The organism is Leifsonia sp. Y862 (assembly GCF_057669585.1).
Map to the genome: position 1 here is coordinate 783,824 of NZ_JBYHFR010000002.1, position 24,241 is coordinate 808,064.

Annotated in this window: 25 protein-coding genes and 1 pseudogene; 19 read left to right on the forward strand and 7 right to left on the reverse strand. The window is 65.0% G+C overall.

All coding sequences use genetic code 11. From position 1 onward, the window contains the following. Positions 1-4 precede the first annotated feature (4 nt). Positions 5-880 carry a fumarylacetoacetate hydrolase family protein gene (locus tag AC25Z0_RS13690; RefSeq protein ID WP_488133551.1) on the reverse strand — a complete coding sequence of 292 codons (876 nt, stop codon included), beginning with the start codon at positions 878-880 and terminating at the stop codon, positions 5-7. A 163-nt stretch (positions 881-1,043) separates the two neighbouring features. Between AC25Z0_RS13690 and gdhA the strand changes: the two genes are divergently transcribed. The 4 genes from gdhA to AC25Z0_RS13710 all read left to right on the forward strand — a co-directional run bounded on the left by gdhA (position 1,044) and on the right by AC25Z0_RS13710 (position 5,079). Further along, positions 1,044-2,405, forward strand: coding sequence for an NADP-specific glutamate dehydrogenase (gene gdhA / locus AC25Z0_RS13695; protein WP_488120205.1), 1,362 nt, complete (start codon positions 1,044-1,046; stop codon positions 2,403-2,405). Positions 2,406-2,489: 84 nt separating this feature from the next. Continuing rightward, complete coding sequence (locus tag AC25Z0_RS13700; protein ID WP_488133552.1) at positions 2,490-3,893, forward strand: FAD-binding oxidoreductase; 1,404 nt, start codon at positions 2,490-2,492, stop codon at positions 3,891-3,893. A 215-nt stretch (positions 3,894-4,108) separates the two neighbouring features. Then, positions 4,109-4,480 carry an FKBP-type peptidyl-prolyl cis-trans isomerase gene (locus AC25Z0_RS13705; protein ID WP_488120207.1) on the forward strand — a complete coding sequence of 124 codons (372 nt, stop codon included), beginning with the start codon at positions 4,109-4,111 and terminating at the stop codon, positions 4,478-4,480. 194 nt (positions 4,481-4,674) lie between these two features. Further along, entirely contained in the window at positions 4,675-5,079 is a 405-nt protein-coding gene (locus AC25Z0_RS13710; RefSeq protein WP_488120208.1) for a pilus assembly protein CpaE, read from the forward strand. A 56-nt stretch (positions 5,080-5,135) separates the two neighbouring features. Here AC25Z0_RS13710 and AC25Z0_RS13715 read toward each other — a convergent pair whose 3' ends face one another. From AC25Z0_RS13715 to AC25Z0_RS13725, 3 genes are read right to left on the reverse strand one after another with little or no spacing between them, the layout of a single operon-like run. Next, positions 5,136-5,558 (reverse strand): pyridoxamine 5'-phosphate oxidase family protein, encoded by a 423-nt coding sequence (locus AC25Z0_RS13715; protein WP_488120209.1) that lies wholly within the window; start codon positions 5,556-5,558, stop codon positions 5,136-5,138. Between the two features lie 30 nt (positions 5,559-5,588). Beyond that, a complete protein-coding gene (locus AC25Z0_RS13720) occupies positions 5,589-5,855 on the reverse strand; it encodes a protealysin inhibitor emfourin (protein WP_488120210.1) in 267 nt (88 codons plus the stop codon). Next, positions 5,852-7,033, reverse strand: coding sequence for a M4 family metallopeptidase (locus AC25Z0_RS13725; RefSeq protein ID WP_488133553.1), 1,182 nt, complete (start codon positions 7,031-7,033; stop codon positions 5,852-5,854). Before AC25Z0_RS13725 ends, AC25Z0_RS13720 begins: the two co-directional genes overlap by 4 nt. A gap of 158 nt (positions 7,034-7,191) precedes the next feature. Between AC25Z0_RS13725 and AC25Z0_RS13730 the strand changes: the two genes are divergently transcribed. The 6 genes from AC25Z0_RS13730 (at position 7,192) to dhaK (ending at position 12,210) form a co-directional block, all read left to right on the forward strand. After that, positions 7,192-8,142 (forward strand): LLM class flavin-dependent oxidoreductase, encoded by a 951-nt coding sequence (locus tag AC25Z0_RS13730; RefSeq protein ID WP_488133554.1) that lies wholly within the window; start codon positions 7,192-7,194, stop codon positions 8,140-8,142. Continuing rightward, the gene (locus tag AC25Z0_RS13735) at positions 8,139-8,588 is read left to right on the forward strand and encodes a PaaI family thioesterase (RefSeq protein WP_488120213.1); all 450 of its coding nucleotides are present in this window, start codon (positions 8,139-8,141) and stop codon (positions 8,586-8,588) included. Before AC25Z0_RS13730 ends, AC25Z0_RS13735 begins: the two co-directional genes overlap by 4 nt. A 224-nt stretch (positions 8,589-8,812) precedes the next feature. Then, on the forward strand, positions 8,813-9,673 hold the full coding sequence (locus AC25Z0_RS13740) for a class II fructose-bisphosphate aldolase (protein ID WP_488120214.1): 861 nt from the start codon (positions 8,813-8,815) through the stop codon (positions 9,671-9,673). A 2-nt stretch (positions 9,674-9,675) separates the two neighbouring features. After that, on the forward strand, positions 9,676-10,464 hold the full coding sequence (locus tag AC25Z0_RS13745; protein WP_488133555.1) for an HAD-IA family hydrolase: 789 nt from the start codon (positions 9,676-9,678) through the stop codon (positions 10,462-10,464). Then, positions 10,461-11,108, forward strand: coding sequence for a dihydroxyacetone kinase subunit DhaL (gene dhaL, locus AC25Z0_RS13750; RefSeq protein WP_488133556.1), 648 nt, complete (start codon positions 10,461-10,463; stop codon positions 11,106-11,108). Before AC25Z0_RS13745 ends, dhaL begins: the two co-directional genes overlap by 4 nt. Positions 11,109-11,214: 106 nt before the next feature. Next, positions 11,215-12,210, forward strand: a complete 996-nt coding sequence (gene dhaK / locus AC25Z0_RS13755) for a dihydroxyacetone kinase subunit DhaK (protein WP_488133557.1) — start codon at positions 11,215-11,217, stop codon at positions 12,208-12,210. Positions 12,211-12,293: 83 nt separating this feature from the next. Here dhaK and AC25Z0_RS13760 read toward each other — a convergent pair whose 3' ends face one another. Beyond that, positions 12,294-13,670, reverse strand: coding sequence for an aspartate aminotransferase family protein (locus AC25Z0_RS13760; RefSeq protein WP_488133558.1), 1,377 nt, complete (start codon positions 13,668-13,670; stop codon positions 12,294-12,296). Beyond that, the gene (locus AC25Z0_RS13765; protein WP_488133559.1) at positions 13,670-14,893 is read right to left on the reverse strand and encodes a phosphotransferase; all 1,224 of its coding nucleotides are present in this window, start codon (positions 14,891-14,893) and stop codon (positions 13,670-13,672) included. Before AC25Z0_RS13765 ends, AC25Z0_RS13760 begins: the two co-directional genes overlap by 1 nt. A 179-nt stretch (positions 14,894-15,072) precedes the next feature. Between AC25Z0_RS13765 and AC25Z0_RS13770 the strand changes: the two genes are divergently transcribed. The 9 genes and pseudogenes from AC25Z0_RS13770 (at position 15,073) to AC25Z0_RS13810 (ending at position 22,720) form a co-directional block, all read left to right on the forward strand. Continuing rightward, on the forward strand, positions 15,073-15,429 hold the full coding sequence (locus AC25Z0_RS13770; RefSeq protein ID WP_488133560.1) for an ArsR/SmtB family transcription factor: 357 nt from the start codon (positions 15,073-15,075) through the stop codon (positions 15,427-15,429). Beyond that, positions 15,426-15,917, forward strand: a complete 492-nt coding sequence (locus tag AC25Z0_RS13775) for an SRPBCC family protein (RefSeq protein WP_488120221.1) — start codon at positions 15,426-15,428, stop codon at positions 15,915-15,917. The genes AC25Z0_RS13770 and AC25Z0_RS13775 overlap by 4 nt, the downstream gene beginning before the upstream one ends. A 332-nt stretch (positions 15,918-16,249) precedes the next feature. Next, positions 16,250-16,528 (forward strand): 30S ribosomal protein S15, encoded by a 279-nt coding sequence (gene rpsO / locus AC25Z0_RS13780; protein WP_488133642.1) that lies wholly within the window; start codon positions 16,250-16,252, stop codon positions 16,526-16,528. A gap of 319 nt (positions 16,529-16,847) precedes the next feature. Further along, positions 16,848-17,621 carry a fructosamine kinase family protein gene (locus tag AC25Z0_RS13785; RefSeq protein WP_488120223.1) on the forward strand — a complete coding sequence of 258 codons (774 nt, stop codon included), beginning with the start codon at positions 16,848-16,850 and terminating at the stop codon, positions 17,619-17,621. An 80-nt stretch (positions 17,622-17,701) separates the two neighbouring features. Continuing rightward, positions 17,702-18,754 carry an LLM class flavin-dependent oxidoreductase gene (locus tag AC25Z0_RS13790; RefSeq protein WP_488133561.1) on the forward strand — a complete coding sequence of 351 codons (1,053 nt, stop codon included), beginning with the start codon at positions 17,702-17,704 and terminating at the stop codon, positions 18,752-18,754. A gap of 81 nt (positions 18,755-18,835) precedes the next feature. After that, on the forward strand, positions 18,836-19,273 hold the full coding sequence (locus AC25Z0_RS13795) for a VanZ family protein (RefSeq protein ID WP_488133562.1): 438 nt from the start codon (positions 18,836-18,838) through the stop codon (positions 19,271-19,273). A 54-nt stretch (positions 19,274-19,327) separates the two neighbouring features. Next, a complete protein-coding gene (locus AC25Z0_RS13800) occupies positions 19,328-20,881 on the forward strand; it encodes an amino acid permease (protein ID WP_488133563.1) in 1,554 nt (517 codons plus the stop codon). Between the two features lie 61 nt (positions 20,882-20,942). Next, a pseudogene (locus tag AC25Z0_RS13805) lies at positions 20,943-22,082 on the forward strand (LLM class flavin-dependent oxidoreductase); the annotation flags it as partial. 8 nt (positions 22,083-22,090) lie between these two features. Further along, positions 22,091-22,720: an FMN reductase gene (locus AC25Z0_RS13810; RefSeq protein WP_488133564.1), complete on the forward strand. Its 630-nt coding sequence runs from the start codon at positions 22,091-22,093 to the stop codon at positions 22,718-22,720. 80 nt (positions 22,721-22,800) lie between these two features. On the opposite strand, the gene AC25Z0_RS13815 is transcribed toward AC25Z0_RS13810, so the two are convergent. After that, entirely contained in the window at positions 22,801-23,820 is a 1,020-nt protein-coding gene (locus AC25Z0_RS13815; RefSeq protein ID WP_488133565.1) for a zinc-dependent alcohol dehydrogenase family protein, read from the reverse strand. Between the last annotated feature and the right edge of the window lie 421 nt (positions 23,821-24,241).

Consider the following 24,241-nt stretch of genomic DNA (forward strand, 5'->3'; position numbering starts at 1 on the left):
CGCCCTAGATCTCGCGGCAGTACGTCGTGAGGTAGCCGATCTTGTCGATCGAGACGGTGACGGTGGAGCCGTCACGCAGGAAAACCTGCGGCTTGCGGCTGTACCCGGCACCTCCTGGGCTACCCGTGGAGATCAGCGTGCCTGGCAGCAATGTCGCGGTGCTCGAGAGGAAGGCGATGAGCTCGGCAACGGTGCGCACCATGTCGCCGCTTGAGGCATCCTGCAGAATGCGACCATCGACGTGGGTGGTCAGCCACAGGTCCTGCGGATCACCGATCTCATCGGCCGTCACGACGATGGGGCCTGTCGGCGTGAAGCCGTCGAACGACTTGCATCTCGACCACTGCGCCTCGGAGAACTGCAGGTCCCTCGCGGTGATGTCGTTGACCACGGTGTATCCGAAGACGTAGTCGAGGGCATTGTGCACAGAGACATTGCGTGCGGCCTTGCCGATGATGACGCCGACCTCGGCCTCGTAGTCGACCTGGGTGGCGAGATCCTTCGGCCAGGTGACCGTCGATTCGTGTCCCGTGAGCGAGTTCGGCCACAGCGAGAACACGGTGGCCGCCGTCTCCGAGCGCAGCTTCAACTCTGAGGAATGGGCGGCGTAGTTGGCGCCGATGGCGATGATCTGCGGCGGACGCAGCACGGCAGAGGCGTATCGCAGCCCCTCAAGTGGCGTCAGGGAGACATTCTGGGCACGCGCATTGTCGACGTGCGCACGCACGCGGTCGTATTCCGTTCCCCCTGCATCGAGGAGCTCCTGCAGGTCGCGCGGCGCGTCTTCCATCACCTCGTCAAGGAAGAGAACCGAGTCTCCAATGGTCACAGCAAGACGTGGGGTGGACTGGCCTTCAACTTTGAGGTGCGCAAATTTCACATTCTTAGGCTAGCGGGCGCTTCTGCACTTGCCACTGCGCGATATCACAACTGGCACTGTCGGACATTGGAGGTCTGCACGCTCAGGTTGAGCGGCACCCAGTTTGGGGCCGCAGCACGAGGGCTAGTCTGGAAGCTTCCGTTCCCGTCAGGAAGATCCACCTATGAACTCGCTTGACCCTGCAATCCAGCCCATTTTCGACAGCGTTCTCCGACGCAACGCTGGCGAGGTGGAATTTCACCAGGCCGCGCGAGAGGTATTCGAGTCCCTCGGCCGCGTCGTGAACCGGCACCCGCAGTATGCGGAAGCGTCGATCCTGCAGCGCATCTGTGAGCCGGAACGCCAGATCATCTTCCGAGTGCCGTGGACCGACGACGCCGGTCGCGTGCAGATCAACCGCGGCTTCCGTGTTGAGTTCAACTCAGCACTCGGCCCGTTCAAGGGCGGGCTCCGCTTCCACCCGTCAGTAACGCTCGGCACAGTGAAATTCCTGGGCTTCGAGCAGATCTTCAAGAACGCACTCACTGGCATGCCGATCGGCGGCGGCAAGGGTGGCAGCGACTTCGACCCCAAGGGCAAGTCTGACGCTGAGGTCATGCGCTTCTGCCAGTCGTTCATGACCGAGCTGTACCGTCACATCGGCGAGTACACCGACGTTCCCGCCGGCGACATCGGTGTCGGCGGCCGTGAGATCGGCTACCTGTTCGGCCAGTACAAGCGGATCACCAACCGCTACGAGTCCGGTGTCCTCACCGGCAAGGGTGTCGGCTGGGGCGGGTCACGTGCTCGCACGGAGGCCACCGGTTACGGCGCGGTCTTCTTCACGGAGCAGATGCTCGCCACCCGCGGTGAGAACTTCGACGGCAAGCGCGTGCTGGTCTCCGGATCGGGCAACGTCGCTATCTACGCCATCGAGAAAGTGCACCAGCTCGGTGGCACCGTCGTGGCCTGCTCCGATTCGTCCGGCGTCGTCTACGACAAGGACGGCATCGACGTCGAGCTGCTGCGTGAGATCAAGGAAAACCGTCGCGGTCGCCTCGCCGACTACGCGGAGCTGCGCGGCACGGCATCTGAATACCGTGCAGCAGGCAACATCTGGTCCATCGCGGCAGAGACGGCCATCCACGTTGCGCTGCCGTGCGCCACGCAGAATGAGCTGCACGCCGACGACGCTGCCGTGTTGGTCGCGAATGGTGTGAGCGCTGTCGCTGAGGGTGCCAACATGCCGTGCACACCGGATGCCGTCCGCATCCTCGTCGAGGGCGGCGTGCTGTTCGCGCCGGGCAAGGCGGCCAACGCTGGTGGGGTTGCCACCTCTGCCCTGGAGATGCAGCAGAACGCATCGCGGGATTCCTGGACTTTCGAGCACACGGAAGCACGTCTGGCCGAGATCATGCGCGGAATCCACGAGAGCTGCGCCCAGACGGCTGAAGAGTATGGCGAGCCGGGAAACTACGTGCTCGGGGCCAACATCTCAGGGTTCACCCGCGTGGCCGATGCCATGCTCGCCCAGGGCGTCATCTAGATAGCGTCCGCCCCGTAGCGCCCTCTCGGTAAGAGGGCGTCACGCGTCGGGGGAGACCTGCTGGCGCAGTGTAATTTAGCGATTATGTCTGCTCTTCTCCTCTCCCGTCTCGTCGCCGAACTCGGGAGCATTGTCAGCACCGATCCACACGAACGTGCGGCCAGCCGGGTCGATCGATCCGGCTGGGTCGCCGACGGCACGCCGATTGCGCTCGTCCACGCTCGCTCGATCGAGGACGTGCAGGCCACGCTGCGCATCGCAACAGAGTTCAGGGTTCCTGTCGTCACCCGCGGCAGCGGAACCGGGCTCGCCGGCGGCGCCTGCGGCGGCGAGGGCTCCATCGTCTTGAGCGTCGCCGGCATGAACCGAATCCTCGAAATCAGGCCGGAAGACGAGCTTGCCGTCGTCGAGCCGGGGGTCATCAACCAAAACCTGAACGATGCGCTCGCCGAACACGGACTGTGGTTCGCGCCAGATCCGGCCAGCAAGGCCATCGCCAGCGTCGGCGGCAACATCGCGACGAACGCCGGGGGCTTACTGTGCGCCAAATACGGCGTCACCAGGGAAGCCGTGCTCGGCCTGAAGGTGGTGCTGGCCGACGGCCGCCTGCTCGAAATGGGTCATCGAACCGTCAAGGGCGTCACCGGTTACGACCTCACTGCCCTGATGACGGGTTCAGAGGGCACGCTCGGCGTCATCGTCGAGGCGACAGTGCGCACGCGACGAATCGTGCAGGGCGTCACCATGACCATCGGCGCAGTGTTCCCCGATGTGACGACAGCGGCGGCGGCATCCGCTCGCCTCATCGCTGAGGGTGTGCAACCTGCCGTCATGGAACTCCTCGACCCAATGGCGCTCACCACCATCGCCGCCTACCTCGGCGACGCGGGCACGGCCGGACTGCCGATCAATGATGGTGCGTTCCTGCTGGTTCAAACGGATGGCGTCGCAGCCGTCGCAGAGGCCGAGCTGGCCATGGAGATCCTCGCCGCGAGCGGCGGCACCGCTCGCCTGTCGACGGATGCCGCAGAGGGGGAGCGGTTGCTCGCGATTCGCCGGTCATTTCACCCGGCGCTCGTCGCACTTGGTGAGGTACTCATCGAGGATGTCAGCGTGCCCCGCTCACGCATGGCGGAGATGTTCGCGGCGATCGACGAGATCAGCACGCGCACCGGCATCCTCATCCCCACCGTCGCGCACGCCGGCGACGGAAACCTGCACCCGAACTTCGTGATCAAGGCCGACCCCGACCGCGCCGTCGATGCTCCGCTCGTACCTGACGCCGTCTGGGATGCGGCCAGCGAACTCTTCCACGCGGCGCTGGCACTCGGCGGCACGCTCACGGGAGAGCACGGCGTCGGCATCCTGAAGAAGCGCTGGCTCGCTGAGGAATTGGGTGACACCAGCTACGAACTGCAGCGTCAGCTGAAGGCCGTGTTCGATCCGCTCGGCATCCTGAACCCGGAGACGATGTTCGACCGCGTGTAGCCCGCCCCGGCGGAAAGGAGGTCGCGTCTCGAAACCGCCGTCGCGCGCAGACATCGCCCTTAACGGGAAGAACTCGCCGCCCGGTGGTGTGGCACTGCCTACGACTCTCCCGGGTCAACGAGTTCATCTGTTAACAGCCTGCACCCGGGCATCCGTTCGCGCAAGGAGGAATTCTCGGTTGTGCGAACTGGGCGAGAATCCGCTTGGATGGATACATGACTGATTTGAATTCAAAGCCAGAACTTGACGCACCAGATGGCCCGGCGCCCGAGGCCCTCGAGATCGTTGACATCGTTGTGGGAGACGGCGAAGAAGCGACGCCAGGCGCGACGGTAGACGTGCACTACCTGGGCGTCGAGTACGACTCCGGTGAGGAGTTCGACTCGTCGTGGGGTCGCGGCCAGTCCATCAACTTCCCGCTTGACCGCCTGATCGCCGGATGGCAGCAGGGCATTCCCGGCATGAAGGTCGGCGGCCGTCGCAAGCTCATCGTTCCGCCGCACCTGGCATACGGACCCGCCGGCTCAGGACACCACCTGAGCGGCCAGACGCTGATCTTCGTGATCGACCTGCTGGGCGTCAGCTAACCACTCGACCTGTTTCACGCACACGGCGTGGCCACGGATGCCGACGGCACTCGTGACCACGCCGTTGTGCTGTGCGGGCTCACGACGGCGTCTGGCCACCGTGGCGCGGCGCACGTCGGCACGCGGCTGATCGCGCTGCAGGCATCTCCGTGCCCGCTCTTCCATTCCGCGTCGGACGGTGCAAATAATGGGGGATGATTTCCACCGAATTGGCCCGCGAGCTGCGGCTGCTCGGAGTGGTGTGGCATCCGCTGTCTGGGGATGCCTTCCGCATTGAGCGCGCCGAGCTGGAGGGCGACGTCTTCACCGTCAGCGACATGACGATCGAGCCGCACGTGTTCGACACGGGCACGATCCTGGGATTCAACGGAACAACGGAGTGGGCGCTCGATTCGCTCGCCCTCGAGGATGCGCTCTGGCTGCCACGTGAAGACCAGCTCAGAGAGCTTCTCGGATCGAGTTTTCGCGCACTGCGACGGCTGGCGGATGACCGCTTCGAAGTCGATGTGCAGCACGATGACACGGTCTCAGTCTGCGAGGCATCCAGCCCGGCCGACGCCTACGCGGTCGCGCTGCTGTCGGTACTGGTCCTGCGGTAGGCAAGCGAGCGGGCGACTGACGGTTTACCCCGCAGCCCACTCCTCGCGCTCCTGGATTAGTACCGTTCAGGCTCAGGGCCGAGTTCGAATCTGCGCCCCGAGATCTCGGTTGGGGTGATCTCCACGAAGATGTACTTCAGGGTGGGAATCAGCGGCTGCAATGGAAGTGCGTTGACAGAGTCGATCTCCGACTGCTTCTCGATAATGCGCGCCGTACCCTTCACGACGACGCTCCAGGCCTGGTCGTTGCCGACGCCGTCTGCCTCGAATGCCACGCGCTGGTTCACCACCAGGGAGAGCAGCTTGGTGCCCTCAGCTGTCCGAAAGTACAACTTGCGGTCTGCCGTGACGAAGTTGACCGGGTAAATCTCGGGTTCGCCGGCAACGGCGACGCCCAGACGTCCGAGGCTGGTCGACAGCAACGTGTCCCAGCATTCGTCGGCGGAGAGTACTTCTACGGGTCCCTCGTCGTTAGCCATGCTTCATCGTCCCACGCGACGTCCGTTTCGTCATCCGCTGGCCGCTGCTCGCACCCGATCCACCAATTCGCGCCACTGGCCGGAGACCTGCGGCTCCGCGAGCACAACCTCGTGCGGCGCGCAGCGGATGCGGTAGATGTACCGATCGGGTTCGGGCGCGGTCTGCGGGGTGTCATCCCAGGGCAGCGCGGCCAGAAGTGCACGCCAGTCGAGAGCATCCGGCTGGTCGTCGACCCGCACCTCCCAGACACGCTGCAAGCCGGCGATTCCGCCGCTTCGCGACACCATGACCCTCATGCCGCGATGCTACTCCGCTTTGTTCGCGCGCTCGGCGTCGGTGTGACCGGTGGTGTCCCCGCCGGGGGAGGCGCATCCGGCAGTGGCACGCCCACTGTCGTCCACGCGGCAACCACCGCGTCGTATTCCGGTGAGTCACCGCCGAACCGTGCAGCGGCAGCGGTGAGCGTCGCCGCGGCGAACTCGGCGAAGTCGGCGTCGGATGACAGGTCTGGAGAGGTCAGTGTGTCGTACCAAATCTGGCCTGGCGCCTCCCACGCGAACCCGCCGATGGCATCCGCTACGAGGTAGAACGCCCGGTTCGGAATGCCGGAGTTGATGTGCACCCCACCGTGGTCATCCGTCGTTGTCACGTAGTCGGCCATGCTCGACGGCTGTGGATCGGTGCCGAGAACGTCGTCGTTGTACGCGGTACCCGGTGCCTTCAACGACCGAAGCGCGACGCCCTGCACCTCATCGGTGAACAGCCCCTCTCCGATGAGCCAGCTGGCCTCCGCTACGGTCTGCCGCTGGGCGTGTTGCTCAACGAGAGCACCGAAGACGTCGGAGACGGACTCGTTGAGTGCGCCAGATTGGCCCCGATAGTCAAGATTTGCGGTGAACTGCGTGACACCGTGGGTGAGCTCATGGCCGATGACGCTGAGCGAGATGGTGAAGCGATTGAACACCTCGCCGTCTCCGTCGCCGAACACCATGCGCTCGCCGTTCCAGAATGCGTTGTCGTACTCGAGCCCGTAGTGCACCGTCGCAGCGAGCGCCAGGCCTGCTCCGTCGATCGAGGCACGGGAGAAGGCGCTCAGGAACATGTCGAAGGTGTGCCCGAGACCGTCATAGGCCTCGTTCACCGCGACATCCGCTGTGGCTGGCTGCCCTTCGCTGCGCACGACAGCGCCGGGCAGCGTCTCGCGGCCGCCGGCATCCGACACAATGCGCTGCGGTTCGTTGAGTGGGTGCGTGTCCTTTTTTGTCGTCGCGCTACCGGTCACCGTAGGGTGCACGAACTGCCGAGCTGACCGGATCGGCTCGTCATGCGCCAGCGAGCGCCTGGCCGCCTCAGCCGCAGCCTGGAACTGCGGGTCGCGCTGGTCTGCCAGTCGTGCCAACAGGTACGGCGGAACAATGCCGCAGTGCGCTGTGGGGTGCGGCTGACGGGGTGCTGAACTCTGGATGCCTGTCATGCCGAGAGTCTGGCACCGACAACCGACAGTAGTGAAGAAATTTCAGCGACGAAGGCCAGCGGCGAAGAACAGTGACGACGAAACTGTGGACGACGGCCAATCACACGAAACGAGCCGCTGGGAGTGGCGAGCGGATGCCGCATCCGTAGACTCGCATCATGCGATATGGAATCACGATTCTTCCGCAAGACTCGTGGGCGGATGCCCGCCGAAAGTGGGAGGGCGCCGAGAGCCTCGGCTTCGACCACGCTTGGACCTACGATCACCTGTCGTGGCGGACGCTGGCCGACGAGCCCTGGCATGCCACGACGGCAACGCTGGCCGCCGCGGCCGTTGTCACCAGTCGGATCCGCCTCGGCACGTTCGTGTCGTCGCCCAACTTCCGGCATCCGGTGCCCTTTGCGAAGGAAGTCGCGACGATCGACGACATCTCGGGTGGCCGCCTGCTGCTCGGCATCGGCTCTGGCGGCACAGGCTTCGACGCGTACGTGCTCGGCCAGCCCGAATACTCGCCAGCAGAGCGGCACGAACGGTTCGCGGAGTTTGTGACCAGACTCGACGAGCTGCTCAGGCACGAGACGCCGGGATCTGGCGGCATCAGCTTCTCTGGCGACTGGTACACCGCGGTGAAGGCGCGCATGGTGGGGCGACCGAGCCAGCAACCGCGCGTTCCATTTGTGATCGCAGCCAACGGGCCGAAGGGGCTGAAACTTGTCGCGACGTTCGGCGACGGCTGGGTGACCACCGGCAAGGACGGCGCCGTGGGCGAGGACTGGTGGAAGGCCGTCGAGGCCCTGGCTGGACGGCTTGACGACGCCGCAGTCGCGGTCGACAGGGACCCGGCCACACTCGACCGCTACCTCTCACTCGACAGCGGCGGCGCATACTCGCTGTCGAGCGTTGGCGCCTTCGACGATGCGGTCGGCCGCGCGGCAGAACTCGGCTTCACCGATGTGATCAGCCACTGGCCGCGGGAGACCGGCATCTACGCCGGCTCCGAATCGGTGCTGGAGGAGGTTGCGTCGAGATTCGCCACGCCGCCTGCGACGCCGTCGTCGGCCCCAACCCAAGCCGCAACAACCCGCGCAGGCGAAGGAGACCACCGGTGACGCTCAACGACGAGGTCGCCCCCGGCCAGTCAGGACTTGACCAGTTGCGGGCGCTAATCTCGACGGGCCGCCGCCCAGGGATCGCGGAGTCGCTCGACATCCAGCTCGTCGAGGTCGACGACGGCCGGGCGGTCTTTGAGGGCGTGCCAGGCCACCACGCCTACAACCCGATCGGTTCAGTGCACGGTGGCTATGCGGCCACGATGCTCGACAGTGCGTGCGGGTGCGCGACCCAGTCCAAGCTCAGCCCGACCCAGGGCTACACGACGCTGGAGCTCAAGGTGTCGTACCACCGCGCCATACTCGCCGACACAGGGCTCGTGCGTGCAGAAGCCACGCTGCTGTCATCGGGCAGGCGTGTGGCATTCGCACAGGCAACGCTGACGGATGCCGATGGCCGGCTGTACGCGAGTGCGACATCCACGCTGCTCATCTTCGAACGCTGACCCGCCAACCGCTGATTGAGGAGCGAGCGCCAGCGAGCGTCTCGAAATCTGGCTGGCCGATCTCCTCACTGTAGGTCTCGAGATGGCCGTGAACGGCCTCCTCGACCAACGGGGCGACATTCCGTCCATGTGGCGCAGGCGAGTGTCTCGAGACCCGCCGTCCACTCTTGTCCGGCACGCACCACTCGCCCTAGGATGACCCCCAGATGGGGTAGGTGAGCAATGTGGCTGTTTCCACTCTGAAAGACATCGTCGACCGCGCATTTGCTGCGCGCTACGGCGTTCCGGCAATCAATATCGTGAATGACCTGACGATGGAAGCCGTACTGGCCGGGGCTGTTGAGGCCCGCTCGCCCGTCATCGTGCAGACATCCGTCAAGACCGTGAGATCGATCGGGTCGAAGGTGTTGTACGCCATGTGGGAGTCGATGACCGCAGGGATCGACGTGCCCGTCGCCCTGCACCTCGACCACTGCCCGGATCGCGACCTCATCACAGAGTGCCTTGAGCGCGGCTGGAACTCCGTGCTCTTCGACGCCTCGACGCTGCCGGTTGAAGAGAACCAGCGGCAATCGGTCGAGGTGGTCAAGCAGGCCAGGACCTTCGGCGCCCACGTCGAGGGCGAGATCGAGTCGATCACGGGCGTGGAAGACGGTATCGGCTCTGAGACGCCGTCAGCCAGGCAGACGCTCGAGGTGTCGCTCCGCTATATCGAAGCCACGGGGGTCGACGTGTTCGCGCCGGCGATCGGCAATGCCCACGGCGTGTACAAGCATGAGCCGGTACTCGACTTCCAGCGCGTCACCGACATCGTCGAAGCGCATCCGATCCCGATCGCCCTGCACGGCGGCAGCGGTCTTACCGACGCCCAGTTCGCCGATCTCATCGCGCGCGGCTGCGCCAAGGTGAACATTTCAACGGCGCTGAAGATCACCTACATGAAATCGAACCTGGCCTTCTTGAAAGACGCCGAGGCCAGGGACAAATGGGATCCGCCGTCGTTGTTCAGCTTCGTCCGCGGTGACATCGTCAGCATGACCATTGCGTTGGCCGAGCAGTTCGGCAGCGCAGGCAAGGCCGACTGATCGTGCCGGCGCTCATCTTCGACTGTGACGGGGTGCTCGCCGACACGGAGCGTGACGGCCACCTGCCTGCGTTCAACCAGACCTTCGAGGAATTCGGCGTCCCAGTGCACTGGAGCGACGAAGATTACGCCGAGAAGGTGAAGATCGGCGGCGGCAAGGAGCGCATGACGAGCATCCTCACACCGAGCATTGCCGCCGAAATCGGCCTGTCGGACGACCCCGCGGAGTGGGCAGACACCGTCGCCGCGTGGCACAAGCGAAAGACGGCGATCTATACAGAGCGGGTAGCGTCAGGCGTGATGCCGGCGCGTCCGGGTATCAGGCGCATCGTGACGGATGCCGCGGCAGCAGGCTGGACGCTGGCCGTCGCGTCGACGTCGGCTGAGGCATCCGTTCGCGCCGTGCTCAGCCATGCCGTTGGTGACGAGCTGGCCGCACGATTCAGCGTCTTCGCCGGGGATATCGTGGCCGCGAAGAAGCCGGCTCCCGACATCTACCTGCATGCGATCAGGGAGCTTGGCATCGACGCTACGGATGCCGTGGTGGTCGAAGACAGCGAGAACGGACTGCGCGCAGCGCTCGCCGCAGGCTTGAAGACGGTGATCACCGTGAGCAGCTACACAGCAGCCGAACATTTCGATGGGGCATCCCTCGTGGTGTCCTCCCTCGGCGACCCCGATGGGGAAGCGACGGTGACGCTGGGCGATCCGCGGAACCTCACCCCTGGCGCGTGGGTCACCCTCGCCGATTTCGACGCCATACTCCAGGCACCAGAGAGGAACCTCACATGAGCCCATCCGGCGTGGCAGACACCGAGTTCGTCGTGCGCAGCATCGCGCAGACGGCGGTCGACAACGAGAAGGAGTTCGGCGACCTCGATGCGGTCGTCGGAGACGGCGACTTCGGATACTCGCTCGCCCGCGGCTTCGAGATCGTGCTGGCCGACTGGGACAGCTACGACAGGAGCAGCCCAGCAGTGTTCCTGCAGAAGATTGCCATGGTCATTTCGGGGCGGATCGGCGGTACGTCTGGGCCGATCTGGGGTACCGCGTTCCTGCGCGCATCGACATCGGCCAGGGGCAAGGACGAGCTCACTGCCGCCGACGTCGTGGAGATGCTGCGGGCCGCAATCGACGGCATCAAGGCACGCGGCAATTCGGATGTCGGCGACAAGACCCTGCTCGACGCGCTGGTGCCGGTAGCGGATGCGCTCGAGGACGCGGCTGGCACGGGCGGCGACGCGGCCGACGCTGCCGACACCCTCGCGGCGCTCGCGCTCGTTGCGCGGGCCAGCGCCGATGCCACCACCCCGATGCAGGCGATGCGTGGCCGCGCCAGTTACACCGGAGAACGCAGCATCGGGTCTCCGGATCCCGGCGCCGTTGCGGTGGCCGTGATGCTGGAGCGGCTGAGCTCCGAGTGGGCGGCGCGTTGAACGGCGTTGGATGGGCGGGCGCTGACCCGGCCGTGTTTTCCCTGATCAAACCTGTGCCGGAGGGGCGCAGGGCGGAGTAACAACTGAAGGCAATGGAGCCCAGGACATGAAGAAATTCGTCAACGACCCGAAGCAGTACGTGCCAGAGATGCTCACCGGCATTGCGCTGGCCAACCCCGACACTCTCACGTATGTGCCGGAGTACAACCTGATCATGCGGAAAGACGCCCCGAACCCGAACAAGGTGTCGATCATCCAGGGTTCGGGCTCCGGTCACGAACCCGCACACGTGATGACGGTGGGCAAGGGCATGCTGGATGCCGCGTGCCCCGGTGACATCTTCTCCGCCCCTCCCATGGAATACGTCTACGAGACGACGAAGCTGCTGGCCTCGCCCAAGGGTGTGCTGCTGCTGGTCAACAACTACACCGGCGACAAGATGGCGTTCGAAATGGCGGCGGAACTGAGTGAGGCCGACGGCATCACGGTCAAGACGCTGTTCATCGACGACGATGTCTCGGTGAAGGACTCGACGTGGACGGTGGGCAGACGCGGCGTCGCAGGCAACTTCTTCGTGATGAAGGCCGTCGGTGCTGCGGCAGAGAAGGGCGCAGACCTCGATGAGCTCGTTCGGATCGGCGAGAAGGTGAACAGCGTCACGCGCACCATGGGCATCGCGCTCACCTCCTGCACGCCGCCGGCGAAGGGGTCGCCATTGTTTGAACTGGGTGAGGACGAGATGGAGGTGGGCGTTGGCATCCATGGGGAGCCAGGACGGCGCCGCGCGAAGCTGGTCTCGGCGAATGAGATCGTGGATGAGCTGCTGAACGCAGTGGTGGATGACCTGCCCTATCAGTCGGGCGACCGCGTGGCCCTCATGATCAACGGACTCGGCGGCACTCCGATCAGCGAGCTGTACATCCTGTACGGGCGCGCGCACCAGCAGCTGGCCGAGCGCGGAATCACCGTGGGCCGGAGCTATGTGGGGGAGTACTGCACCTCGCTCGACATGGCGGGCGCCTCGCTCACCCTGGTGAAGCTCGACGACGAGATCGAGGAGCTGCTCGCGGCGCCCGCGGAGGTTGCCGTTCGGATCTTCTAGCCGCCTGCCCTCTGTCCCTCCCGTTGGTCGAGGAACGAGCGCCAGCGAGTGTCTCGAGACCCGCCGAGCCGATGGGCGACGAGCTAGCGCAGGGCGCTGAGCGCGCCGTCCAGCTCGGTGAGGAAGAGGTCGGCATCCGCGATGCTGAATGGCAGCGGCGGGCGCACCTTGAGCGTGTTGTTGCCAAGACCGGATGCCCCGATGAGCACGTGCCGCCTGCGAAGTTCGTTGAGCAGTCGGATGGTGCGTGCCTCGTCGGGGCTCCCGTCGGCGGCATCCACGATGTCAACGCCGATGAAGAGCCCAGCCCCACGCACCGCACCGAGCTCTGGCGTCGTGCTGGCCAGCTGACGCAGCTGGTCGGCCAGGTAGCCGCCGACGTGAGCGGCGTTGTCGTGAAGGCGCTCGTCACGCACGACGTCGAGGGTTGCCTGTGCGGCGGCGATCGACACCGGGTTGCCGCCGAAGGTGTTGAAGTAGCGCGTCGTCGACCCGAACTCGTCGACGAGTTCCCGCCTGGCGAGCATGGCCGCGATGGGCATTCCGTTGCCCATCGGCTTGCCGAGCGTGACGATGTCGGGCACGATGCCGTGGCGGCTGAAACCCCAGAGGCCGGACGCAGGGGTACCGAAGGGGACGCGGGTGTCGGCATCCGCTGCATGCGTGTGACCGCTCCAGCTGCCGAGTCGACCGAACCCCGGCTGCACTTCATCGGCGATGAAGAGGCCGCCCGCGGCGTGCGTCATGGCGAGGACACCAGCCAGGAACCCGGGAGCGCCTGGAGTGTTGTCGCCGGGGATCACGCCGTCGCTGGCGAAGATCGTGTCGACGATGACCGCGGCAAGCCCGTGGCCGGATTGACCCAGCTCGTCTGCTGCATCCATCACATCGTGGATGAAGGCGGCGCCGTCGCCGGTCGGTGCGTCGATGACCCGTGCCCACGGGGCGATGGAGCCCAGGCCGCCGAGGGAGGGGGAGATGGCCGCGACCTCCGTGGTGATCCCGTGGTACGCGTTGCGGGTGACGATCACGCCCTCGTTGCCGGTCACCGCTTTGGCCAGCCGCAGCGCCAGGTCGTTGGCCTCCGACCCTGTGCAGGTGAACATGACGTTGTCGATGCCGGCCGGAAAGGTGGCGAGCAGGTCGGCCGAATAGTCCAGGATGCCGCGGCTGAGGTAGCGGGTGTGCGTGTTGAGGGTGGCCGCCTGGGTCGCGATGGCGTCGACGATCCGCGGGTGGGAGTGGCCGGCGGATGGCACGTTGTTGTAAACGTCGAGATACGCGGTGCCGTCTGCGTCGTAGAGGCGGGTGCCGGCACCGCGCACGATCTCGATCGGCTGTTCGTAGAACAAGCGGTACGCGCGGCCGAGAAGGCGCTCCCGCTGTGCGACCAATTCGCGCTGGTCTGCGGCGAGCTCTCCCTGGCGATCGGGGTTGAAATAGCTGCTCGGTCCGGCCATTACAGCGCTCCTTTCACGCTGGCGAATTGGTCGAGGGTCGTCCGCAGGTTGCGGGCTGTGTATGCCGCATTGGCCGGGTCCGACTCGGCCAGCCAGCTGCCAAGCACGAGGCGCTGCACCAGTCGGCCGACGACGAGCGGATGCAGCATGGCCAGCTCATCGTCGGTGAGTGGCGTGATCTCCCGGTAGCCGTCGCGGAGGGCGTCTGCGGCGAGCCAGGGGTCGGCGGCTGTTGTGTCGGTGCCGGTCGGGTCGGTGCCCGTCGTGTCGATGCCTGTCGTGTCGGCGCCGGTCGTGTTGCCGCCCGTGGGGCCGATGACATAGGACATGGCCACGGCCAGGTCGGCCACCAGGAAGCTCGCGACGGTGTCGCCGAAGTCGAGGATCCCGGTGACGAATGCCGGGTCGGTCGGATCCACCACAACGTTTCCGCCATGGAAGTCGTTGTGGATCACCTGGCGACGGGTGCGGTGAAGCCGGGGGAGGGTGTCGCGCAACAGTGTGCGGAGTGCACCGTCTAGTTCGGCACGCAGGGCGTCGTCGGCGACGGCCGGCAGTTTGTCCCTGAGCATTCCGAGTTGTTGCAGGTCCCAGGGGAGCGCGCGGTGAGCCGCAGGATGCTCGAAGTCGGCGAGGGCTGCCGCAAGGGTGGCGAGGCTGCGCCCGCACGCGTGCAACTGGGGGAGCGTGGGCGACGTGTCCTGCAGCATCCGCCCTGGAATGTACGTGAGGAGGCGGCCGAGGCGGCTGGCGCCGTGGCCACTGCCACTTTCGCCGCTGCTGCTGCCGTCGTGACTGCCGCCGAACGGCGTTGATACCCGGGGGTGGAGTTCGCCAGTGAGCGCCGGAATGATCTTTTGCAGGGGCAGTAGGGGGTTGCGAGCCGCAGCGTGCAGGAGAGCCGCACTCTGCAGCTCGATTTGCTCTGCTGGTTCGGCGGGGTGCGCCACCTTGAGCACGAAGTCGGCGGCGTGAGCGGGAACTGTTTCCTGCGTGACCGCGGTTACTGCGGACGCTGAAATCGCGTGCGCCAAGTGGACGTGAAAGGTGTCGTCATTCTCGGTATCGAGCCGGGAAAGCGCGGCGGCACGGATGCCCCATACCTGTTCAAGGATGGCGCTCGCCGACTCTGTGCTCAGCCGCTCGAATCGTGTACCGATTGTGCTTGCAGCACTGTTTGACTCTGTCGATTCCGGAGTGCCGGTGGCGTCGGTCGTGGTCACAGCACCAGTCAAGCAGGAGCGGCTCGGTGAATCGAGGACTTCGGCAAACATGCCGCCGTGCCGCGATCAGCGTGATTGCACCCGCGTGCAGTTTTACCGATCTCACCCTTGACGGCACGAGTGCATGCTCCTATCGTGAAAGAGTCAACTAAACGGTTGATAAACGAAAAGGTTGATTGATGCTACAGAGTGATGGCCGGCACGAGCAGGATGAGCAGCTGGACCGCGCATTCCTGGCCCTGGCAGATCCGGTCAGGCGGGCGCTTGTTGCTCGACTGTCTCGGGGGTCGGCCACGGTGAATGAGCTCGCAGAGCCGTTCAGCATGACCAAGCAGGGCGTGTCAAAGCACATTCAGGTCCTCGAAAGTGCCGGGCTCATCACCCGCACGAGAGACGGCCAACGCCGCCCTTGCCATCTGGACGCTGCTGCGCTCGAATCGCTCACCGCATGGATCGACAACTACCGGCTCGTCGCCGAGCAACAGTTCCGCCGCCTCGACGCCGTGCTCGACACCATGAAAGCAGGAGAGAAATGACTACCCACAACCCCGTTACCGTCACGGCTCAGCCCGGCGTTCCATTTGTCGACATCGTGCGCGAGTTCGACGCTCCGCTGGCAGATGTCTACCGGGCACACGTAGAACCGGAACTCGTCGCCCAGTGGCTAGGGCCGAGGCGTCTCACCATGGACCTCAAGGAATACGACGTGCGCCCCGGCGGCGCCTGGGCATACACCCACACAGACGCGGAGGGCGGTGTCTACGGATTTAGTGGCGTCTTTCACAGCGTCCAGCCAGAGGAGCGAATCGTGCAGACCTTCGAATTCGACGGATATCCCGGCCACGTCAGCCTGGATTCGGCCTCCTTCGAAGACCTCGGCAACGGCCGCACACGCGTCAGCGTGCACTCCGTGTACCAACTGCAGGAGGATCGGGACGGCATGATCGCCAGTGGGATGGAAGGCGGCCTTTCGGAAGGATACGAGCGGCTCGACGAGCTGCTGGCCGCGGCACCCGTTCGCTAGACCAACTCCTCCACAGGGCAGGGGGGACGGCGAAAATGCACGTTTGCTCGGCATCCGCTCTCGGTTTGCCGCAAAGGAGCACACTTGTCCCATATCGCGACAAGAATTGCTGCAGACCCCTTCAGTTGAGGTTCCCCCCTCCCCAACCGAAGCTGGATGCCGTGGCGTCGGCGTTCGGGTCGCCGACGCCACAATGGCGTACACGAGCATCTCGTCAGAAGTCTTACGCGCGGTTGCAACTCTGCTAAACTCATGAAGTTGCCGTCTAATCGGCCGCGGATAAAGAGAGCCCAGGCATTCCGCCCCGGGCACCGCGCAGTGAGAGAAAGGGGATCCCATCTAAGGCACTCGAAGCTAATGCTAAGAAGGCGATCATCGAAGAATACGCTACCCACCCAGGTGACACCGGATCCCCCGAGGTCCAGATTGCAATGCTCACGCAGCGCATCAAGGACCTCACCGAGCACCTCAAAGAGCACAAGCACGACCACCACTCGCGTCGTGGCCTGCTTCTGCTGGTTGGTCAGCGTCGTCGTCTCCTCGGATACCTGTCCGACGTCGACATCAGCCGTTACCGTACGCTCATCGAGCGTCTCGGACTGCGTCGCTAGTCGCATCCGAAACGGATCTTCGCTGACAACGCGAACTTCTTGAAACGGGTCGTCACCTTCGGGTGGCGGCCCGTTTGTGCGTTGTCGGGCTGCAATTCGGCCCCGAGGGCAACAGTTCGCCGCCGCCTAGTTGCATAACTCCTGCAATTCGCTGCCGAACTCGGCAGCTGCCCCGGAATCCCGGGGCGGTTTCTGGCGGAAGAAGCAATGTGCAGGAGTTATGCAGACCGGGCGCAAGTTATGCAGATCGGGCGCACCTGACGGGCTGGCAGAGTCCGGAAACCTCGACAAGGCGCAGCGCCCGGTGCAGAGTGAAGTCATGAACAAACGGCTGGAGTTTGTGAAGAGGCGCACCGATCCGCCGCCCCAGTTCTTCGAGGCTGAAGCCGCGGGCCTCGCCTGGTTGGCTGCCGCGCATGGCGCGAGCGTCGCATCCGTCATCGACGTCAAGCCTGGCCACCTCGTCATCGAGCACATCGAGAGCGTGGCGCCCACAGCGGATGCCGCCCGCAACTTCGGCGCGGCCCTCGCCGTGACGCATGCCGCTGGGGCCGCCGCGTTCGGTGCTCCGCCAGATGGCTGGGACGGACCGCTCTACATCGGCAACCGCTCGTTGCCGGCCGCCCACGAGACGAGCTGGGGCGTGTTCTACGCCCGCGACCGCGTGCTGCCATACCTCGATGTCGCGGTGAAGGTCGGGTCGATCACCGCGGTGGGGGAGCAGCTCGTTCGCGATGCCTGCGACCTGATTGCTCGGGGTGAGTTCGACGACGAAGACGCGCCGGCACGACTGCACGGCGACCTCTGGAACGGCAACGTGCTCTGGTCGGCAGACGGCGTCGTGCTCATCGATCCAGCGGCGCACGGCGGACACCGGGAGACCGACCTCGCCATGCTCGCCCTGTTTGGATGCCCACATCTGAACGTCATTTTGGCCGGATACGAGTCGGTGTTGCCGCTCCGCGCGCTCTGGCGCGAGCGGATCCCGCTGCACCAGCTGCATCCGCTCGCCGTGCACGCGGCCGGACACGGGCCCTCATACGGGTTCGCCCTGGCGGAGGCCGCAGAGAAGGTGCTCGCTCTCGCGGATTAGGTGGCAGCAGGCCAGGACCTGCCAAAGCCGGAATGGCCCAGACCGGAATAACTCCGCACCGCGGAGGGTTCACTTCCGTGATGACTACTCCGCTTGCGCTCTCCGTACTTGACCTCATTCCGGTTCGTACCGGCCAGACCTCCTCAGACGCCATTACCGCGTCGATCAGCCTCGCCCAACGCGCAGACGCGCTGGGATTCGAGCGCTACTGGGTCGCCGAACACCACAACATGGCAGCGGTGGCATCGACCAACCCGCCGGTACTCATCGGTATCCTCGCCTCGCGCACAGAGCGCATCAGGGTCGGCTCCGGCGGCGTCATGCTGCCGAACCATTCACCGCTCATCATCGCCGAGCAGTTCGCGCTGCTCGAGGCAGCATTCCCCGGCCGCATCGATCTCGGCCTCGGCCGTGCCCCCGGCAGTGACCCCGTGATCAGCGCGCTGCTGCGCGCAAGCGGAGCGGTCAGCGAAGTCGAGGCGTTCCCGCGCAACATCGGCGACATCACGGCACTGCTGCACCCCGACGGCGCCACCCTCGACCTCACCAGCGGCCGCACGTACGAATTGCATGCCACCCCGGTTGCCACCTCTGTGCCTCAGCTCTGGATGCTGGGCTCAAGCGAATACTCGGCCCACCTCGCCGCAGAGCGCGGCATGCCGTACGTGTTCGCCAATCACTTCTCCGGCGACAGCACCACCGAGGCGCTCAGGATCTACCGCCGTGAGTTCAAGCCGTCGGAGACCCTGGCTACCCCGCGCACGTTCCTCACGCTCAATGCGTCGGTTGCCGAGACATCCGAAGAGGCGCACGCCCTTGCCCTGCCCCAGATGCAGCAGATGGCCAGGCTCCGCAGCGGAATGCCGCTCGGCCCACTCGCCACCGTCGAAGAGGCGCAGGCCGCGACGTTGGATCCGAACCAGGCAGAACTCGTGAAGCGGATGTCGGCCAGCTGGGTCATCGGCGACGCCGCCGGTGCCGCAGCCCAGGTCAGGTCGCTCGCCGAGAAGTTCGGCGTCGACGAAGTCATGCTGCAGCCCGTCGCCTCCGCGCACCAGGATGCCGCAGCCACCACGTCACCGGCTCGCATGCGCACGCTCGAGCTTCTGGCAGAGCAGCTGCTCGGCCGCTAGCGCGCAACTCCGGTCGGGGGTCTCGAGACGGCCTGGCGGCCTCCTCGACCAACGGGAGCGGGAGTAGGGCACGATAGAACGATGTCCCGCTCCCGCGCTGCCGTCCTCGCTGGCACGGTCGCGTACCTCGCGCTGATCGGCAGCGTCACGCTCGGCCCGCAGCCGCTCGATGACAGCAACAGTGGCGTGCTCAGCGCTGTGCTGCACTTCGTCGCCGGCACGCCGGCAACCGCCTGGATTACCTACGATCTCGTCGAGTTCCTGGCCAACGTGGCGATGTTCGTTCCTCTCGGTGCGCTCCTGCTCGTGCTGCTCGGGCGCCAGCGGTGGTGGCTCGCCCTTGCTCTTGGCGTCGCCACCACCTGCGTCATCGAGTTCACCCAGCAGTTCCTGCCGACGCGCGTGCCAGACCTCCGCGACATCCTGGCCAACAGTCTCGGCGCCATGCTGGGCATCGCCATCATGCTCATGATTGCGAGATTTGCCACTGTGCGACGCGAACGCTCCGCCGTACGATAAATTACCTGCGGCGCGAGTCGGCACGGCTTTCGCCCTCATCGGAAGGCACAGCTGATGAGCCTCTGGCGCACCAAGAGCATCGAAGACTCCATGGCGGATTCGCTTGAGTCCGGTCGCAGCCTGAAACGCACGCTCGGCGTCTTCGACCTCATGGTCATGGGCGTTGCCGTCGCTGTCGGCGCCGGAATCTTCTCGGTCGGCGCCAAGGCCGCCGGAAGCTACGCAGGGCCATCCGTCACCGTCGCATTCGTGCTGGCGGCCGTCACCTGCGCGCTGGCGATCATGTGTTACGCCGAGTTCGCCTCCACCGTGCCGATCGCCGGTTCCGCATACACGTTCACCTACGCCACCCTCGGCGAACTGCTCGCCTGGATCATTGGCTGGGATCTCATCCTGGAGATGCTCACCGCCGGCGCCGTGATCGCGAAGTACTGGGGCATCTACCTCAGCAACGTGTTCACGCTGTGGAACTGGGACATCCCGGCAACCATCAACATCCTCGGCCTCGACGTGAGCTGGGGAGCGTTCGTCATCGTGGCGATCTTCACCACCCTGCTCGTGCTCGGCACCAAACTCTCCGCGCGGGTGGGCGCTGTCTTCACCGTGATCAAGGTCGCGATCGTGCTCTTCGTCATCGTGGTCGGCGCGTTCTTCATCAACCCGGCGAACTACACGCCGTTCATCCCACCCGCCATCCCCACCCAACCCGGAACCGGAGATGTCTGGACGCAGTCACTCTTCTCCTTCATGACCGGGGCTGCGCCCGCCCAGTACGGAGTATTCGGGCTCTTGTCAGGGGCCGCGCTCGTCTTCTTCGCGTTCATCGGGTTTGACGTGGTGGCGACATCCGCTGAAGAGGTGAAAGAGCCGCAACGCACGCTGCCCCGTGGCATCTTCGCCGGGCTGGCTGTCGTCACGCTCCTCTATCTCGGGGTCAGCATCGTGTTGACCGGGATGGTGTCGTACACGGTGCTCGCCGACGACCCGAATGCGTCGCTGGCCACGGCCTTCATCGCTGTGGGCGCAACGTGGGCGGCGCAGGTGATCTCCGTCGGCATCCTGATCGGCCTGACGACGGTGATCATGGTGCTGCTCCTCGGGCTCGCGCGGGTGCTGTTCGCCATGAGCCGTGATGGCCTGCTGCCGCGCAGCCTCAGCCGCACGAGCGACAAACGGCACACGCCGGCCCGCATTCAGATCATGGTGGGCGTGCTGGTCGCGTTGATCGCCGGGCTGACGGATGTCGGGGTGCTGGAGGAGATGATCAACATCGGCACGCTGTCGGCCTTCGTGCTCGTGAGCATCGCGGTCATCGTGCTTCGCCGCACCCGGCCGGACTTGAAGCGCGGCTTCCGGGTTCCGTTGTCGCCGTATCTCCCGGTGCTGTCCGCGGTACTGTGCCTCTGGCTGATGCTGAACCTCACGACGCTGACCTGGGTGCGATTCCTGGTGTGGCTGGCCCTGGGGCTCATTATCTATTTCAGCTACGGCCGGCGCCACGCACTGGTCGGGTTGAAGGCCAAGGAAGACTTCGACGAGACCGTGAGGGAGAGCACGGAACCGCCGGAGAAGAGCAACGAGAAAAATAGTACGGAGCTGCGGGAATAGGAATGGCACAGTGCCCGTTGAGTCCGATATACATGCAAACGCATTGAAAAGAGGGCTTGACATGCAGTTCGGAATCTTTACCGTCGGCGACGTGACGACCGACCCCACCACTGGCCACACGCCGAGCGAAAACGAGCGCATCAAGGCCACCCTGACCATTGCGCAGAAGGTCGAAGAGGTCGGCCTCGACGTCTTCGCCACTGGCGAGCACCACAACCCGCCGTTCGTGCCATCGAGCCCGACGACGATGCTCGGCTACATCGCGGCCAAGACCGAGAGGATCATCCTCTCCACCGCAACGACGCTGATCACGACGAGTGACCCCGTGAAGATCGCCGAGGACTTCGCCATGCTTCAGCACATCGCTGACGGCCGTGTCGACCTCACGCTCGGCCGTGGAAACACCGGCCCGGTCTACCCGTGGTTCGGCAAGGACATCCGCCAGGGCATCCCGCTCGCGCTGGAGAACTACGCGCTGCTTCGCCGCCTCTGGCGCGAAGAGTACGTCGACTGGTCTGGCGAGTTCCGCACGCCGCTGCAGGGGTTCCAGTCCACCCCGCGTCCGCTCGATGACGTGCCGCCGTTCGTCTGGCACGGATCGATCCGCAGCCCTGAAATCGCAGAGCAGGCCGCGTTCTACGGCGACGGCTTCTTCGCCAACCACATCTTCTGGCCGGCATCGCACACCCAGAAGATGGTCGGCTTCTACCGCCAGCGCTTCGAGCACTACGGTCACGGCACGGCCGAGCAGGCCATCGTCGGACTCGGCGGACAGGTCTTCATGCGCAAGAACTCGCAGGATGCCGTCAACGACTTCCGCCCGTACTTCAACAACGCGCCGGTGTACGGACACGGCCCCAGCCTGGAAGAGTTCACCGAGCAGACCCCGCTCACCGTCGGCAGCCCGCAGCAGGTCATTGACCGCACGCTCGGGTTCCGCGACTACGTCGGTGACTACCAGCGCCAGCTGTTCCTGATGGACCACGCCGGCCTGCCGCTGAAGACCGTGCTCGAGCAGCTCGACCTTCTCGGTGAGGAAGTCGTTCCCGTGCTCCGCAAGGAATTCGCGAAGAACCGTCCGGCATCCGTGCCAGACGCCCCGACCCACGAATCCCTGAAGGCTGCGGCCGCAGCTGCCGCCGCGGTCACGGATGCCGAGAAGCGCGTAGAGACATCAGCAGCAGTCACCAGCACGAAGGAGGCCTAACAATGACAACCCGCACCATTGCCGTACTCTCAGCAGGCCTCAGCCAGCCGTCATCCACTCGGATGCTGGCCGACAAGATCGCGGCAGCGACAGTTGCCCGCCTGGCCGATGACAGCATCGAGACTGAGGTCGTGAGCTTCGACCTGCGTGACTTCGCGCAGGACATCACGAACAACATGCTCACCGGGTTCCCGAGCCCGAAGCTCGACGAGGTCATCGAGGCCGTGACCGGCGCAGACGGCCTCATTGCCGTCACGCCGATCTTCACGACGAGCTTCAGTGGCCTGTTCAAGTCGTTCTTCGACGTGATCGACAACAGGGCTCTGACAGACATGCCGGTGGTGATCGGTGCAACCGCCGGAACCGCACGCCACTCGCTCGCGCTCGACTACGCCATCCGTCCGATGTTCACCTACCTGCACTCAGTCGTCGTTCCGACTGCGGTGTTCGCGGCGTCTGAAGACTGGGGGAGCGGAGCAGACAAGGTGAAGACCCTGCCCGACCGCATCGACAGGGCCGCCGGGGAGCTTGCCGCCCTGGTTGCGGTGTCTGACCGGTCGAGCCAGGTGCGCGATCCCTTCGCGCTCGACGCGTCGTTCAGCCCGACCGGTGGCTTTCAGCCCGAGTACTAGATTCAACGCGGTACTAGATTCAACGCGCCGTCCGCGGCGCGTTGAATCTGGCGCGTTAAATGCACGGGGGATACCGAGCCTCAGGGTTGGAGAAGGACCTTGATGGCCCGCCGCTGATCCATGGCCCGGTATCCCTCTGCGGCATCCTCCAACGGAAGGGTGAGGTCGAAGACGGCGCCAGGATTGATCTTCCTGTCCCAGATCAGCTGGATCAACTCCGGCAGGAACCGGCGTACGGGGGCGGGGCCGCCGTGCAGGTGCACCGTCGAAAAGAAAAGCTCGATACCGGGCAGCTGCACATCGTGGGACACCCCGACGAAGCCGATGTGGCCGCCTGGGCGGGTAGAGCGGATGGCCTGCATCATCGATTCCTGGGTGCCGACGGCCTCGACAACCGAGTGAGCGCCGAGTCCGCCCGTGAGTTCTCTGACCCGCGCGACCCCGTCGTCGCCACGAGCCTCGACGATGTCGGTCGCGCCGAATTCGCGGGCGAGGGCTTGCCGATCCGCATGGCGGCTCATCGCGATGATTCGTTCTGCACCGAGCTGCTTGGCGGCGAGGACGGCAAGGAGCCCGACAGCCCCGTCCCCGACGACAACGACTGTCTTGCCTGGTCCGGCTTCTGCGGCAACCGCGGCAAACCAGCCAGTGCCCAGTACATCGGATGATGCCAGCAGCGACGGGATGAGGTCGGGCGTTGGCTGACCAGGAGTTGAGACGAGCGTGCCGTCCGCAAGCGGGATGCGGGCGAACTGGGCTTGGGTGCCGATCGCCCCCATGGGCACTGCGTGGATGCAGCGTGACTGGTATCCGGCTCTGCAGATCTCACAGGTATTGTCAGAGGCCCAGAAGGAGCCAACGACGAAGTCGCCTGGCTTCACCGTCTTCACGGCGGAGCCGATGTGCTCAACGACGCCAACATATTCGTGGCCCATCACGGCGTCGGAGACGTCTTCGATCCCGCGGTACGGCCACAGGTCTGAGCCGCAGATGCAGGTGGCCGTGATGCGGATGATCGCGTCGGTGGGTTCGACGATTGCCGGATCGTCTCGGTCTTCGACCCGGACGTCGCCGGGGGCGTGCATGATGACTCCACGCATTCGAATTACTCCTTCATGTGTGTGTGATTGTTGTCGCACATCCAGAAGATCACGGATGGAGACATCTGGGGAGTGCGAGCCGGAGTGAACTCGTCGATGCGCCACGACCCGCGCCACGAGGTGACAGCACGCGGCACGGCGACTGCGCCGCTACCAGACTTGTGTGGGTGTGCTCTGTTAGACTCGGCATGATCAATCGTGATGATTGATCGTTACTAGCGCTCACGGAGTGCTGGTGGAGCAGGCTGGCAGGAAGCTGGTCCTCGGTGGTGGTTTCCCAACAGGGTCGTAGAACTCGGTTGGTGAATTTCTACTGGTGGCCAGCACAACATGGGACGCAACGTCACCGTGGCTGAAGTTTCTGCCTGTTCCCTGCTCCGATGTATCCACTCGCGCGCCATACGGGCAAACGAGTCTAAAC